The 14,945-nt window shown below is 67.3% G+C and carries 11 protein-coding genes; 3 read left to right on the top strand and 8 right to left on the bottom strand.

Annotated features, from left to right (window positions below; all coding sequences use genetic code 11):
• Window positions 1-155: 155 nt before the first annotated feature.
• Entirely contained in the window at window positions 156-1,466 is a 1,311-nt protein-coding gene (locus tag ACIPC1_RS23930; protein WP_402520117.1) for a flavin-containing monooxygenase, read from the top strand.
• 81 nt (window positions 1,467-1,547) lie between these two features.
• On the opposite strand, the gene ACIPC1_RS23925 is transcribed toward ACIPC1_RS23930, so the two are convergent.
• The 7 genes from ACIPC1_RS23925 to ACIPC1_RS23895 all read right to left on the bottom strand — a co-directional run bounded on the left by ACIPC1_RS23925 (window position 1,548) and on the right by ACIPC1_RS23895 (window position 7,632).
• Window positions 1,548-2,687, bottom strand: a complete 1,140-nt coding sequence (locus tag ACIPC1_RS23925; RefSeq protein WP_402520115.1) for a tryptophan dimethylallyltransferase family protein — start codon at window positions 2,685-2,687, stop codon at window positions 1,548-1,550.
• Between the two features lie 291 nt (window positions 2,688-2,978).
• Entirely contained in the window at window positions 2,979-3,398 is a 420-nt protein-coding gene (locus tag ACIPC1_RS23920) for a hypothetical protein (protein ID WP_402520113.1), read from the bottom strand.
• A gap of 351 nt (window positions 3,399-3,749) precedes the next feature.
• The gene (locus ACIPC1_RS23915; RefSeq protein WP_402520111.1) at window positions 3,750-5,096 is read right to left on the bottom strand and encodes a cytochrome P450; all 1,347 of its coding nucleotides are present in this window, start codon (window positions 5,094-5,096) and stop codon (window positions 3,750-3,752) included.
• Window positions 5,097-5,104: 8 nt separating this feature from the next.
• Window positions 5,105-5,698 (bottom strand): GTP-binding protein, encoded by a 594-nt coding sequence (locus ACIPC1_RS23910; RefSeq protein ID WP_402520109.1) that lies wholly within the window; start codon window positions 5,696-5,698, stop codon window positions 5,105-5,107.
• Window positions 5,673-6,050, bottom strand: coding sequence for a DUF742 domain-containing protein (locus ACIPC1_RS23905; RefSeq protein ID WP_402520107.1), 378 nt, complete (start codon window positions 6,048-6,050; stop codon window positions 5,673-5,675). The genes ACIPC1_RS23910 and ACIPC1_RS23905 overlap by 26 nt, the downstream gene beginning before the upstream one ends.
• The gene (locus ACIPC1_RS23900) at window positions 6,047-6,454 is read right to left on the bottom strand and encodes a roadblock/LC7 domain-containing protein (protein ID WP_402520105.1); all 408 of its coding nucleotides are present in this window, start codon (window positions 6,452-6,454) and stop codon (window positions 6,047-6,049) included. The genes ACIPC1_RS23905 and ACIPC1_RS23900 overlap by 4 nt, the downstream gene beginning before the upstream one ends.
• A complete protein-coding gene (locus ACIPC1_RS23895; protein ID WP_402520580.1) occupies window positions 6,451-7,632 on the bottom strand; it encodes an ATP-binding protein in 1,182 nt (393 codons plus the stop codon). The genes ACIPC1_RS23900 and ACIPC1_RS23895 overlap by 4 nt, the downstream gene beginning before the upstream one ends.
• Window positions 7,633-8,150: 518 nt before the next feature.
• Here ACIPC1_RS23895 and ACIPC1_RS23890 point away from each other — a divergent pair.
• The gene (locus tag ACIPC1_RS23890; RefSeq protein WP_402520103.1) at window positions 8,151-11,351 is read left to right on the top strand and encodes a GH92 family glycosyl hydrolase; all 3,201 of its coding nucleotides are present in this window, start codon (window positions 8,151-8,153) and stop codon (window positions 11,349-11,351) included.
• Between the two features lie 81 nt (window positions 11,352-11,432).
• Here ACIPC1_RS23890 and ACIPC1_RS23885 read toward each other — a convergent pair whose 3' ends face one another.
• Window positions 11,433-12,812 (bottom strand): extracellular solute-binding protein, encoded by a 1,380-nt coding sequence (locus tag ACIPC1_RS23885; protein ID WP_402520101.1) that lies wholly within the window; start codon window positions 12,810-12,812, stop codon window positions 11,433-11,435.
• Window positions 12,813-13,832: 1,020 nt separating this feature from the next.
• On the opposite strand from ACIPC1_RS23885, the gene ACIPC1_RS23880 reads away from it, so the two are divergent.
• On the top strand, window positions 13,833-14,945 hold the full coding sequence (locus tag ACIPC1_RS23880; protein WP_402520099.1) for an amino acid ABC transporter substrate-binding protein: 1,113 nt from the start codon (window positions 13,833-13,835) through the stop codon (window positions 14,943-14,945).

The following is a 14,945-nucleotide window of genomic DNA, read 5'->3' as shown; positions in this document are numbered from 1 at the left end:
TGTCTTGGGACACGGGGCACGGTTCCGTGACGTTCGGGCTCCGGTCCTCGCAGGCCAACTTCGGCCGACTGTGGCGCTTTTTGATCGGTGTGGGGCTGTAAGTGGCTGGGCATTCATGTCCCTTGGTGGGAGGGAAGTGTCCTGTGGGGGGAAACGTGACTGTGTGCGTGATCGGTGCGGGTTTGTCGGGTCTGGCGACGGCGCACGCTCTCGCGGCCAGGGGCGTCGATTTCGTCTGCCTCGAGAAGGCACCGGACGTCGGAGGGATCTGGCGTCAGCCGCAAGCGGGGGAGCGGGGGCCGGGCTATCTGCCGCTGCACCTCAACACCGCCAAGCAGCTCACCGGTTACACCGGTTTCCCGATGCCCGACTCCTTTCCGCTCTACCCCCGGCACAGCGACGTCGCCGCCTATCTGCGTTCCTACGCGGAGTGGGCCGACGTACTGCCGCGCATCGAACCGCGCACCGAAGTGGAGTCCGTGCGCCAGGATCCCGACGGCGCGTGGACGGTGGTCAGCCGGGCCGCGAGCGGAGCATCGACGTCACGGCGGTTCGGACATGTGATCGTCGCCTCGGGGCACAACACGAGGCCGGCCTTCCCGGACCCGCTGCCGGCCGGGTCCCACTCGTACGCCGGAACGATTCTGCACTCCATCGACTACCGTGACGGCAGCGACTTCGACGGTCAACGCGTCATCGTCGTAGGGCTCGGCGCGTCGGCGGTGGACATCGCGGCGGACGTCTCCCGGCACGCCTCACGGACCCTGCTCTCGGTGCGCCGCGGTCTCCACATCGTTCCCAAGCAGCTCTTCGGCCTGTCGCTCGACGAGATAGCCAACGCCCCGTGGTGGACCCGGATGTCCTTGTCCGAGCAGCGTCATTTCGTCGAGCAGTCGCTGCTCGTCGCGCGGGGGAGGCTGACCGACTACGGCCTTCCCGAGCCCGACCATCGGATCTTCTCCTCGGCCGTCACCATCTCGGACGAGATTCTCAGCCGAATACGTCATGGCGCGGTGATCCCCAGACCGGCGATCGAGTCCATGGAGGGAAGACGGGTTCTCTTCACCGACGGAAGCTCCGAAGAGGCCGACGCGATCGTCTACTGCACCGGGTACCGCATGGCCTTCCCGTTCCTTCCCGATGGATGGCCGACGGGCCCGGAGGGGGCCGTCGAGCTGTACAAGCGAGTCGTCGCACCTGATCACCCCGGCCTGCACTTCGTCGGTCTGGTCCGCCCCGTCGGAGCGATCACCCGCCTCGTGGAAGCCCAGGCGCGCTGGGTGGCGCGGATTGTCGACGGCGATGTGGACCTGCCGTCCGCGGAGGTCATGCACAAGGAGATCAGCGCCTACGTGCGTGGCGTCGCCGACCGCTACGGGGCGGGCGAGGGTTCCTCCATCCAGGTCGACGTCGTGCCGTATCTCCAGGAGTTGCGCGACGAGCAGGACGGCTCGTACGTCGCATAGTCGGCTGGGCGAAGCTCCTGCCGGACGGCTTGCCCTGAGAGGTGAGCCGTCCGGCAGGAGCTTCGTGGGTTGCGGAGTGCTTCAGTGCACCGTTGCGACTTGATGGGGCAGCACGACGACCGGCGGCCGGACCGCGTACGCCTCCGAGGAGATGTACGTGGTCACCCGTGGCGGCCGACCGTGCTGATGGGTGAGCGCGAGATAGGCGATCAGCCCCACACCGTCCCGCGGCCGGCGCGAGGTGACGGCGGCCAGTGACCCGAGGAGCGGTGAAGGGTCCATGCCGTGGTGGGACAGTGCGGTCACCGCCCGGGCGAGAGCCTCCCCGTCGTGGCGGACGTAGTCCCTGACCGGGATGTGGAGGGTGAAGCCGCTCGGCAGGCCGGTCGCCGTCTCGGTGAAGGCGTGACAGGACAGGACGGGCCGGCCGCCGAGTCGTGCGTCCGGCCCGTCACCGGACTTGAGCCCGGCTGCCGTGCGGAAGAACCCCTGGACCACCGCGGATCCGAGGCCCGGGCTCATCCGGGGCAGGCGGCCGGCATCTGCCTCGGACAGGTCGTCGTGCCGGAGGTAGACCTTCGCCCGGGGGGTGTCCCAGTCGCCCAGGTCCAGGGCGAAGAACGGGTAGCCGTCCGCCTGCGGCAGGGTCGCGAACGCCTGCTCGTGGCCGAGTCGGCGCAGCGCCTCCCGCACTGTCCGGGCGGAACGTTCCTGTCCGGACGCCGCGGGGTTCAGGTACACCTTCACCTTGGGCACACCGCCGGGGCGCAGCTCCAGCGCGCACCACAGAGCGAAGGGGCCCTCGGCGGAGGAGGGGAAGAACAGGTCCTCCAACTCGTCGAGTCGGCCGGTGGAGAAGTCCCAGCGCTGTGCCATCTCGCGGATGACGCGCAGTCCCGTGCGCCCGTTCTGCCGCAGACCGGCGGCACCGCATCCGGGTTCCAGTAATAGGCGCAGTGACGGGACCGTTCCCGGCAGGAAGGACAGCGAGAACTCCACCGGCGTGTGATCGTCGGAGAGGAAGCTGTCCGAGGGCGGCGGCCGGTCCAGTGGACGCTCGGCCAGGGCACCCAGCGCATCGATGAGTACATGCGCGTAGATCTCGGCGTCGGCCGCCTCCAGGCCCGCGAGGTCGCAGAGCTTGACCAGCTGTCCCGCCGTGAACCCGCCGAGCGCCGGTGCGCTCGAATCGCTCCGGTCGCCGGGTCGGACGGCGGTCACCGTTCGTCTCGCTGTACGCCGGAGCGCACAAGAAGATACCCGCCTGCGGGGGCGGGTATTTTGCCTTGCTGTTGATGAAGTTGGGTCGTGATCGCGGCGCTGGTAGGTATGTGGTACACGACACCCCCTGTGTCTGGTAGCTACTCAACTGCCGCGTTGGTCACTACCCGTGCGGTTGAACTGTCATGCAGTTATGGGGAGTTGCCGGTTGTCGTGTACATCACCTTGCAAGTCGGGACAGAAACTGCCTCCGGTCGTGTCGTAGGCCGTCGTCGCCCGACGCGTCCGGGATCACAGCTGGGCTTCGGCGAAGCCGGCCAGGAGGACGACGAAGCCGCCGATCTCGCCGACGATCAGCGCGGCCAGCATGAAGCGCATGCTGTGCGGTGCGTTGCGCATCTGGTTGTCGGTCTCGCCCTGCCATCCGAGCCGGACATAGTTCGCAATCGTCACAATGAACAGCAGGAGTATCGCCGCGGCTGCGGTGCCGTTCACCGCGGACGGCCAGCCGGACAGCTGGACGAACGCCGCGATGAGCCCCGTCGCGAATGAGTACAGCAGCGCCGATCTGTGTGCGATGTCGACGTACGGGTGCGCCGCGCCGCTCTCCGAAGTGGTCATCTGCTGCCATTTCCAGACCCCGAGAACCAAGGCCCATACAAAGATGAGCCCGGCGACGAACAGCACCCAGGCCGCTTCCGTGCGAATCACGTCATACCTCCGAAAGAACGCGCGGAACGGGAGGCCGCGCCCCTCGACTTCGCTGTGTTGAGGCGGCACAGCACCTGGGAGCGGACCGCAAGAAGGTACCCGCCTGCGAGGGCGGGTACCTTGACTGGCTGCTTGTGCGCTGGGGTCCTGGGACCGGTCTGTCCGCACGCTCCCTTGACATGTGCGACCGCGGGCGGAGCAACGCGGTGAAGTGCTGGATGAAAGTGGCGTCGACGGATATGTGAGACACCGCGCACCCCTTGCTTCATCACCGACACCAACGCCGCGTGCTCACTACCCCTGCGGTTGAAGGTTCATGCGGTCATGGGGAGTTGACGGATGCCGGGTACGTCACCCCCGCAACCAGGACAGGAACCCGCTCCACCCCGAGCGTTCCGGCTTGCGGGCCGTGGCGGCGTCGTTGTCACGCGCAGGCGCCTCCGTTCGGGACGGCGCGGTCGCCTGCCGCGCCGGCTGAACCGGAGTGAAACGGGTGGGAAGTGTGGCCAGCGCCCGGTTGAAGGGGCCGGGCCGCCAGGTCAGGCTGTCCTCCGGCACGGTGAGCTGGGTGTCGGGCAGCCGGTTGAGCAGGTTCTCGATGGCGGTGACGGTGATGTGCATCGCGGGGTCCTTGGACGGGCACGCGTGCGGACCCGCGCTCCACGCCAAGTGGGCCCGACTGCTGCCCGCCTGACGCGCGGCCGAGAGCGCCGGACCGGTGTTGGCGGCCGCGAAACTCACCAGGACCAGATCCCCCGCCGCCAGCTTCCCTCCGCCGAACTCCATGTCGGACGCCGGGTAGTGCGGCGCGTAGTTCGACATGGGCGGGTTCTCCCACAGCGTGTCCTCGAGGGCTTCCCCGATCAGTCCGCCGTCGTGCGCGTACTTGTCGTTGGTGAGGAGCCGGTGCAGGGTGTTGCCGATGAGATTCCGCAGCGGTTCGGCTCCCGCTCCCAGGAGCAGAGCCAGCTGATAGACCATCTCCTCGTCGGTCAGCCGTGCCTCGTGCTGCATCAGCCACGAGGCCACGTCGTCACCTGGCTTGGCCCGCTTGAGCGCCACCAGTTCACCCACGGCCTGGAAGAACACCTCGGCCGCCTTCTCGGCGTTCACACCGTCGAACATTCCGGAGATGCCGAAAAGAACCCGGTCGCCGATCTCCGCGGGGCAGCCGAAGAGCTCGTTGAACACGAACAGCGGCAACTGCTTGGCGTAGTCGCTGACCAGGTCGGCCGAACCACGGGCGCTGAACTGGGCGATGAGATAGTCCGACACCTGCGTGGTGCTGCGGGCCAGCCGACGGGAGTCCACCCGCGCCATGCTGTCCGTGACCGCCTGGCGCAGCCGCAGGTGCTCGGCGCCGTCAGTGAACATGCAGTTGGGCCGGTACGCCAACAGCGGCAGGACCGGGCTGTCCGGGCCGATCTTGCCATCGTTGAATGCCCGCCACCGGCGAGCGTCCTTACGGAACGAGCCGGAGTCCTGCAGCAGTTGCAGTGCTGACGAGTAGTCGGTGACGAGAGTCGCCTCCACGCCCGGAGCGAGTTCCACGGGTGCGGTCGGTCCGTAGTGGCGCATGAACTCGTAGTACGCCTGCGGATCGGCCGCGAACTCCGGCCCGTACAGCGGCACACGGCCGCCGGAGTTGTGGGCCGGGCATCCGGGCGGGGGCACGGGTGCGGCGGATTGAGCGTCCATCTCTGCTCCTAGAGGGCACGGTCCTGCAAGTGGCGGACGAGGGTGATCAGTGCTTCGGCCGACGATTTCTCGTCCCGCGCGTCGCAGGTGACGACCGGGGTGTCGTCGAGAAGGTCCAGTGCCTCGCGCAGCGCGTGCTCGTCACGGACCGGCACACCGGTGAACTGGTTCACGGCGATGGCGTAGTCGAGTCCGTACTGCTCGATGAGGTCGATCACGGGGAAGGAATCCGCGAGCCGTTCGGGGTCGACCAGCACCAGCGCTCCCAGGGCGCCCCGGGCCATGTCCTCCCACATCTGAACGAAACGCTGCTGTCCGGGCGTTCCGAAGAGATAGAGGACGACGCGATCGCTGATGGTCAGGCGGCCGAAGTCCATGGCGACCGTCGTGGTGGTCTTGCCCTGGACGCCCTTGAGGTCGTCGATCGTTTCCGCGGCCCGCGTCATCGTTTCCTCGGTGGACAGCGGAACGATCTCCGATATCGACCCGATGAAGGTGGTCTTGCCCACCGCGAAATGCCCGACGACCAGGATTTTCACCGCGGTCTGCGTCGCCCCGTCACGGACGTAGGCCTGTTCATCCAAACCTTGAACGGAGACCATTCAGCACCTCCTGAAGGATCTGTTGGTCAGCCAGGGCAGCACGTTCCACGGGCGGCCGGGCGATGAGATAGCCGCCCTCGATGAGAGAGGAGAGAACGATCCGCACGACTCCCAGGGGTAACTGCGTGTGCCCCGCGACCTCGGCGACCGACAGATAGCCGACGGCGGCGATGTCCAGCAGCCGCTGCTCCTCGGGAGAGAGCCGGGTCGGCCGCTGGTGGTGGTCGGCCACCGCCGTGACCAGGGTGATCAGCGAGAGCTTCGCCTCGTCGGGGAGGCCGCGGCCCTTGGTGACGACGTAGGGCCGCACCAACTCCCCTGCCTCGAACTCCCCTTCGTCGTGCCGCCTCATGAGTGGGCGCCGAGGTCCGCGCGAGGCGGCGTCGTCAACGCCTTGCCCAGCTGGCTGACGAGCTGCTGCATCCGGAAGGTGATGTCCGCCATGTCGACGTCGGGGGAGGCCGAGACCGCGAGATAGGCGCCCGGTCCGGCGGAGATCAGAAAGACCCAGCCGCCGTCGAACTCGACCAGCGTCTGCCGCCACTGCTGCTGTGGGTGGGCACAGAAGAACGCGAGCGCGCGGCTCAACGACTGCATGCTGCTCATCGCGGCGGCAACTCTGTCCGCGTCGTCCCTGTCGAGATCCTTTGTTCGGGTCATCAACAGACCATCGGCGGAAATCAGCACCGCATGCACGGCCCCGGGTATCTCCAGGGCGCTGTCGAGCATCCATGCCAGATCAGAATCGTCGTTCACGAGACCTCATGTCCTTCGCTGCTTACACCACGTGTGCCGCTCGTCTGATCCGCCGTGTCCGGATCGGCGTCTCGACCGGACGTCGTGCCTCGTTGGAAGGCCCCGAAGATCGCTGCCCGCTCCGCGCCGGAGCGGGCCGAGGTGCCCGACGCCGTCGGAGTGCCCGGCACGACGGCCATCGGCCGCTTGCGGCGTCGCCTCGGCAGACCGTCGGCGGACGAGGACACGGACAGGGTGGGTTCGGTTCCGATCGGACCCGACACCGTGGCAACGGGGACGGCGGGCGGCTGAGCCTTCGGCTCCGGCATGCCGGCGAGCAGTTCGTGCGGCAGCAGGAGAATCGACCGCACGCCCCCGTAGGGGGACGAGGAATCCACGGACACCTCGAAGCCGAAGCGCTCGCAGAGCACGCCGATCACGGCGAAACCGAACTGCGGAGGGTTGCCGAGTCCTGAAACACCCGAAACCCGCTCACTCGACAGGAGTTTTGCGGCCCTGGCCCTCTCCTCGTCGTTCATACCGACACCGGCGTCGTCGACGACGATGCAGATCCCCTTGGGCACGGTACGAATGTTGATCTCGACAACGGTGTCCGGGCTGGAGTAGCTGGTTGCGTTGTCGAGGAGTTCCGCGAGAGCCAGTGCCACGGGTTCGACGGCTCGGTTGGTGACGCCGAAGTCGACCTGCGAGAGAATGTCCACCCGCCGGAAGTGGCGGATCCTCCCCTGCGCACTGCGGACCACGTCGTAGACCGAGGCGACCTCACGCCGGTTCCCCAGCCAGCCGCCGCACAATACGGCGATGGACTGGGCGCGCCGCCCGAACTGTGAGTTCGTGTGGTCGATCTCCAGGAGGTCCTGGAGAATTACGGAATCCCCGTACTTCTCCTGCAGCTGAGAGATGATCTTCTGCTGCTCGGCGGCGGTTACCTGGAGTGTCCGCATGGCGGACTTGAGAACAGTTCTGATTTCTTCCTGGGCTTGCTCCTGGGCTTGTTCCTGGGAATCCAGAATGGATTGCGAGTAATCCTTCTCCAGCTCTGAGTGGCGAGCTCTGAGCTCTGCGATCTCCCGCCGCGAATCCCGTGCCGCCCTGCGTTGGACAACAATGACGGCGATTGCGGCAAGGATGACGACAAGGAGAGCCCAGAATTTCGGGTTCTGTATGTAATGCGTCATAAGACTCTCTTCAGGCGACTGACGGCCAGCTGCTGAATTTGCGTCAATGCGGTGGACCGGTGGACTGCCGGCGTCGGAGTTACCGCCCGGACTGTCCCCGTAGTCGGAGATGTCGTTCTGCACCCATCTGCCCACTCCGCAAGTGCGCAGATCGTATCACTGTGCGAACACTTGACTGACCGTCAATAGGTTGAATTCGGGAGGGCGTTGATGCCTTATCAAGTCCCGCCCCTCCACGGGGAGGTGGCGACCGGGGAGGCTGTCTATATGTCGATTCAAATCCAGGAAGCCCGCAGGGGGAGCGAGAGGGAGGAGTGATCCGGCCGGACCGGAGCCGCGAGCTGCGACCGGAAACGGGGAGCGGCGCCGGGCCTCCGGTCCGACGGCCCCTCGGCTGCGCGCAGGCATGCGCGCGAGTCGCCTCGTCGTCGCACCTGTCACAGGGGTTGACTCAGGAACGATCACGCCGGGAAAGTGGCGCTGTCCCCGCGCAGCCCCCCATCCCCGGAGACCGCCCCGTGAGACGTCGAAGAATCCGCCACCCCCTCAGTGCCGTTGCCGCCGCGACGGCACTGTTCGTGAGCCTCGCCACTGCCGCCGAGGCCGCGCCGACAACGTTGTCGACAATCGCCGGGGCAGCCGCTCTGGTCGACGACCCCGCCGACTATGTCGATCCGTTCATCGGCACCGGCCTGAGCGGCAGTTCCTTCGGCGAGATCAACAACTTCCCCGGTCCCGCAGCGCCGTTCGGCATGATGCAGTTCTCGCCCGACACCCAGAACAGCTATGCCGGGTACCAGTACCACAACGACCGGATCCGCGGCTTCAGCCTCGATCACGCCTCCGTCGGATGCAGCGCCTTCGGCGATGTGCCGATCCTGCCCGTGGTGGGCGACGTCGGCTCCGCGCCCTGGGACCGCACCGAGAAGTACGCGCACGACGCCGAGGAGGCGGAGCCCGGCTACTACGCGGTGACGCTGCAGGACTCCGACGTACGTGCCGAGTTGACCGCGACGACCCGGACCGGGCTCGCCTCCTTCACCTTCCCGGCCACGGACGCCGCCCAGGTGCTGGTCAAGGGCGGCGCGAGCCTCGGTGGGAACGACGCGGCCGACATGAGGATCGTCGGCGACAACCAGGTCACGGGCTCCGCCACGACCGGGCACTTCTGCGGCAAGTCCAACACGTACACGCTGTACTACTCGATCACCTTCGACCAGCCGTTCACCGCGCACGGCACCTGGGACGGTTCGACGGTCCAGCCGGGCAGCGACACGGTGGACGCGAAGCGGGCCGGCGCCTATCTGACCTTCGACACGGCGACCGGTGAGGACCGCACCGTACAGGCGAAGGTGGCGATGAGCTACGTGAGCGTGGCCGGGGCGCAGGCCAACATGGCGGCGGAGATACCCGGTTGGGACCTCGGCGCGGTCGCGCAGCAGACCCGCGACCAGTGGACCGACACGCTGCGCAAGGTGCGGGTGGCCGGCCGGGACGAGGGTGAGCTCAAGACCTTCTACACCTCGCTCTACCACTCGCTGATGCACCCGAACACCTTCAACGACGTCGACGGCCGCTACATCGGCTTCGACGACCGGATCCGCACGCTGCCCAAGGGCCGCACGCAGTACGCGAACTTCTCCGACTGGGACACCTACCGCTCGCTGGCCCCGCTCCAGGCCATGCTCTTTCCCGAGGAGGCGAGCGACATGGCGCAGTCGCTCGTCAACGACGCCGAACAGAGCGGCTGGTGGCCCCGCTGGCCGATGGCCAACCAGTCCACCAGCCAGATGACCGGAGACAACTCCGTGCCGCTGGTGGCCGCGTTGTACGCCTACGGGGCACGTGACTTCGACGTGGAAACGGCGTTGAAGTACCTCGTCAAGGGTGCGACGACGGTGGACGAGACGCCCGGCGCGTACAAGGAGCGCCCTGGCATCGAGAGTTACGTCGACCTCGGCTACCTGCCCAACAACGACTCCGCGCGCGGCGACCATCAGCGCGTCGGTGCCTCCATCACCCTGGAGTGGTCGATCGACGACTTCGCCATCGCGCAGCTCGCCGAGGCCGTGGGCGAGGACGACACCGCCGCCGAGTTCACCCGGCGCGGCCAGAACTGGCAGAACATCTTCAACGCGTCGACCGACTACCTCCAGCCGCGCACCGAGGAGGGGCTCTTCCCCGACGGCCCCGCCTTCCAGGCCCCGACCTCCGGGATCGGACAGAGCGGCTTCGACGAGGGCAACGCCGCCCAGTACAACTGGCTCGTACCGCAGAACATGGCCGGTCTGACCACCGCCATGGGCGGCCGTGAGGTGGCGGCCGACCGGCTCGACACCTTCCTGACCAAGCTCAACGTCGGCCCCAACGAGCCCTACATGTGGGCCGGCAACGAGCCCAACTTCGCCGTGCCGTGGGCGTACAACTACCTCGGCGAGCCGTGGAAGACGCAGGAGACGGTCCGCAAGGTCGCCACCACGCTCTTCGGACCCACGCCGGACGGCGAGCCCGGCAACGACGACCTGGGCGCGCAGTCGGCCTGGTACGTGTGGGCCGCCCTGGGCCTGTATCCCGCGACGCCCGGCACCTCCGATCTCACCGTGCACAGCCCGCTGTTCGAGCGCGCGGTGCTCGATCTGCCCGGCAGGCACACCCTCGACCTGCGCGCGCCGGGGGCGTCCGCGGACACCCAGTACGTTCACGACCTCAAGCTCAACGGCTCCGACTGGGAACGCACTTATCTGCCGCAGAACGTGGTGAGCAAGGGCGCCAGGCTGGACTTCAAGCTGGGCGACACCAAGGACACCACCTGGGCGACCTCCGCGAAGGCCGCGCCGCCGTCGTACCGGCAGGGCGAGGAGCCCTTCCTCGCGAGCGCCTCGCCCAACCAGGTCACCGTCGCGCCCGGCGAGTCCGGGACTTTCACCGTGGACGGGCAGCGGCTGAGCGGGAAGGAGCGCAAGCTCACCGTGACCGCCGAGGCACCGGACGGAGTGAGCCTGAGCGCGGAGAGGAAGACGCTGACGCTCGACAGGAGCAGCGGCTCCGGCAGCGTCGAATTCACCGCCACCGCGGGGCCGGCCACGGCCGACGGGTTCTACGAGATCCCGGTGACCGTGCGCGGCGGCACCGGCCCGGCGGTCAAGCAGACCGTCTACGTCCAGGTCGCCGCCGAGGGGAGCTTCCCCGCCGCCTACAACGCCACCGCCGTCTCCAGCGACACCGACACCTCGCAGGGCGACTTCGACCGCTCCGGCGGCAGTTACTCCCGCCAGGCGCTGGCCGCCGCCGGCCTGAACCCCGGTGCCCAGGTGGAGATTTCGGGCACCACCCTCACCTGGCCGGACTCCCCGGCCGGCCGCCCCGACCACCTCTACGCGGACGGTCAGACCGTCGACCTCGCGGACGCACAACGGCTGGTGTTCGTGGGCGCGGCGATCTACGGAGACGTGCGGACGACGGCCACGGTCACCTTCACCGACGGCAGTACGGAGCAGACCGACCTGTCGTTCGGCGACTGGGTGTACCCCGGTGGCGGTTCCCAACCCGTCTTCGACAACACCGTGGTGGCCAAGACCGAGTACCGCAACCCGGGCCATGCCGGTCCTGCGTACGTCTTCGCCACCAAGCCCTTCGTGGCACCCGAGGGCAAGCGGATCGCGTCGGTCACGCTGCCGAAGAGCGTGAACACGCACCTGTTCGGCATCGGCGTCGGCTGACCGAACCGGCACACGACTGAGGGGTCTTCACGGGCTGACGCCGGTGAAGACCCCTCTCACGTCGGACGGCCGACGCTCAGCTCACCATTCCCAGGAGGCCTGCGCGTTCCGCAGAGCCGTCCGGGCCGTCTGCTCGCCCGAGATGGCCAGGGCGAGTTGGTCGCACAGCAGCTGGAGGTTCTGCGGAGCGGCGGCGTCCTTGGGCCAGGCAACGGGCGCGTGGACGTCCAGGCCGTCGCGGATGAGCTCGAAGGCGGTCGGAGTGGCCGCCGCGTAGGAGGGGTCGTACAGGACGCTGGTGCGGTTGGGGTCGATGGCGCTGTTCGGCGTGGTCGCCTGTACGAGCACCTCTTCAGGGCTCGTCGCCCACGCCGCGAACGCCAAGGCCTCGGCCTGGTGCTTGGAAGCGGTCGAGACGCCGAGCCCATAGCCGTTGTTGAGCGGCGTACGGTGCGTCGTGTTGCTCCCGCCCACCGGGATGGCGACCGCGCTCCACTTGTCGGAGATCTTCGAAAGGGCGGGGTCGGCGGCACGCTGGGCCATACCCGACCAGGTCTCGATCATCGCGACCTGGCCGGCGAGATAGGCGTTGTTCGCGGTGGAGAATCCGGTGGTGAGCGGTGAGGGCAGCGCGTACTGATTGATGTCGATCAGGTGCTGGACGGCGGCCAGCGCGGCGTCGGTGGTGAGGGTCGGCCTGCCTGAGGGGCTGACGAGGCTGCCTCCGTACCCGACGAGCCGGTTGATGAAGGCGCAGCCCAGGAGCAGCGCGGACGGCTGGGCCTGCACGGCGGCTCCGTAGTACTCGCCACCGCCGCCCTGGGTGATCTTCTTCGCCGCGGCGTCGTACTCGTCCCAGGTCGTCGGCGGCTGGAGGTCGTACCGGTCCAGGAGCTCGGTGTTGTAGTAGACGAGGTGCTGGCAGCCGTCGAACGGCAGGCCGTAGCGCCGGCCCTCGTAGAGGGTGTAGGGGTCGTAGATGGACGGCAGGTAGTCGCGGGTCTTGAGTTCCTTGTGCTGGGCGATCCAGCCGGTGATGTCGACCAGAGCCTCGGCCTCCACCAGCGAACCCAGCCCGTAATAGAAGTAGTCGAAGATGTCGTACTCGCCGGTCCCGCTCTGCGCGTCCTCTATCTGCATGGCGATCAACTGGTCGTACGGGACCGCCGTCGCCACCAGCTTGCCACCGGTCTGCTGCTCCCAACGGGGGGCCAGGACGTTGTTGTACGTGGCGAGATGCGGCGTGTTGACCAAGACCTTGAGCGTGACGCCTGCCGGAGCCGCCTCGGCGCCGGAGACCTCGGTGCTGGTCGACGCCGCGTAGGCGGGGGCGCCCCCGACGGTGGCCAGCCCGGCGGCGGCGGTGGTTCCCCGGAACAGGGTCCGGCGCGTCCACACGCGGCCAGGTCTGGGGTCCTGGGACGCGGCGTCGTCAGGTCGATTGGAGTCGCGGGAGGACATCGTGCTCCTTATTCGGAACGGACTGGTAATGGGCTTGGTCATGAGCTGAGCAATGGATTCAGTAACGGACTGAGCAAGCCTCATGGCCGAGTGACGTGGGGCCGCCTGTCGCTGCCAATATCTCCGCATGGGAAATGGTGATTCCGCGGCCCGGGATTTGCTCGGCAGAACTGAGCGCATATCTTTGGGTGAGGTGTAATCGCCAGAAGTCGGAATGCGAGCTCAGCCTCCGGAACCGCGCCGGACGAGGCTGCTCGTCCACGCCTTCCACGAGAACTGCGTCTCCGCGCCACGTACCTTCGTCGACCACCGAACATCCCTACAGCGTAGGCGAATTGTTGTGACCGGGCGTGCCGATGGTGAAGATCCTGGGAGCGGCGCCACGGGCCCCGGACAACGGCGCGAGGCCGAACTGGGCGATATCGCGCGATCGCTCGCCGGGAAACGGCCCTGGCGACCGCTGATACAGACGTCCGGGCCAGCCTTCGCCAAGGATTAATCGCGTCATGGCCATATTCCTCCGTCGGGTGGGTCGATCTGGACCGGATAACGGGACCATAGAAACCTACTAGGGAGCTCCAGGGCATCAAGAGGCCGTGCGGGATTCTCAGCAAACTCAAAGGAGACTCCCAGGAACGCAAGGGGAATTCACCGCCGAAGGCGGGCCGGCGCTCCCCGTTCCCTGCGGCCGTCTCGGTTGCCGACCCCGTGCGGCGGAGTGTGACGACCGCACCCGTCAGTGCCGTCCGCTCGTGGCCGACGTGAGCCAGGGTCCGCCGACCACCCTTCCTTTCAAGGGCTGTTGAGAACCTTGACCGAGTTTGGGTACAGCAGTAACTTCACGGCAACACTGTTCCCATTCCGGGAGGGGTGTACCTGGAAGATGGCGGGCAGAGCATGGCGAGAACGGTGAAAAGGCCTGGTCGAGCCCTGTCGGCGTGCTTGACGGCGGCATTGTTGATGGTGTGTGCCTGCTCGAACTCAACCCCGGAGGGGGAGGGTTCGGACAACTCCACGCCGTTGGTCATCGGGGCGTCGCTGTCGCTGTCGGGTGACTTCGCCGAGCTGGCCGAACCGGCGAAGAAGGGCTACGAGTTGTGGGCCGACACGGTCAACGAGAAGGGGGGCCTGCTCGGACGGAAGGTCAGCCTGAAGATCGTCGATGATGCGTCGAACCCGAATCAGGCGGTCACCAACTACCAGAACCTGATCACCCGTGATCGCGTCGATTTGGTGTTCGGCCCCTTCTCCAGCCTGCTCACCATCCCGGCGGCGGGAGTCGCGAAACGTTTCGACTACGCGTTTATCGAACCGTCAGGTGGGGCTCCTCAGGTATTCGACCTGAAAATGCGCAACCTGTTCTTCGTCCAGCCCGCGCCGATCGTGAACTCCGGCGATGCCTTCGCCGAGTACATTCTCTCGCTGCCCGCGGACCGACGGCCCAAGACAGGTGCCTACCCGACGGCCGACAACCCGTTCACCTCGCCGATCGTCGCGCGGATCCGCGAACGACTGGAGCGCGCCGGTGTCAAGACGGTGTACTCCAAGACCTATTCCGCCGAAACCGTCGACCTGAGCCCCGTCGTGACCAGGCTCGTCGAGGAGAAGCCCGAGCTCATCGTCTCGGGGACCGGCGGCCCCGACGCCGTCGCCGAGGTCAAGGGCATGGTCCAGTCCGGCTGGACACCGAAATACCTGTTCTTCACCGGCGGCCCGAACTCTCCGTCCTTCCCCTCGAAGATCGGCGCGGCCAACGCGGAGGGGATCTTCAGCACCGGCGACTGGTTCCCGACCGCCAAGACGGTCGGCACCCCCGACTTCATCAAGGCCTACACGGAGAAGCACGGAGGCAAGGCGGAGGACATCGACTCCGCCGCGGCCGAGGCGTTCGCCTGCGGACAGCTCCTCGAACTGGTGGCGGAGCGAGAGAACAAGGTCGACAACAAGACCATCATCGCGGCCCTCCACGAGGGCACCTGGCCCACCTTGGTGGGCGACCTCCGCTGGGACGCGTACGGCGCTCCCCAGGGCCAGAACATCGTCGTGCAGTGGATCGACGGCCGGCTCACGCCGGTGTACCCGACGGACGAGGCCCTCGCCGACCCGATCGCCAAGCCCTCCTGGGGCGGGTGA

The organism is Streptomyces sp. NPDC087263 (assembly GCF_044744645.1).
Lineage (GTDB): Bacteria > Actinomycetota > Actinomycetes > Streptomycetales > Streptomycetaceae > Streptomyces.
The sequence above is the reverse complement of the archived record's forward strand: the minus strand, read 5'-3'. Positions and strand labels throughout refer to the sequence as shown.

What these genes read in the sequence shown, in the direction of transcription:
- ACIPC1_RS23915 (WP_402520111.1), bottom strand. Translation starts at nt 5,096, where the DNA reads ATGGACGCTCAATCCGCCGCACCCGTGCCCCCGCCCGGATGCCCGGCC.
- ACIPC1_RS23910 (WP_402520109.1), bottom strand. Translation starts at nt 5,698, where the DNA reads ATGGTCTCCGTTCAAGGTTTGGATGAACAGGCCTACGTCCGTGACGGG.
- ACIPC1_RS23905 (WP_402520107.1), bottom strand. Translation starts at nt 6,050, where the DNA reads ATGAGGCGGCACGACGAAGGGGAGTTCGAGGCAGGGGAGTTGGTGCGG.
- ACIPC1_RS23895 (WP_402520580.1), bottom strand. Translation starts at nt 7,632, where the DNA reads ATGACGCATTACATACAGAACCCGAAATTCTGGGCTCTCCTTGTCGTC.
- ACIPC1_RS23885 (WP_402520101.1), bottom strand. Translation starts at nt 12,812, where the DNA reads ATGTCCTCCCGCGACTCCAATCGACCTGACGACGCCGCGTCCCAGGAC.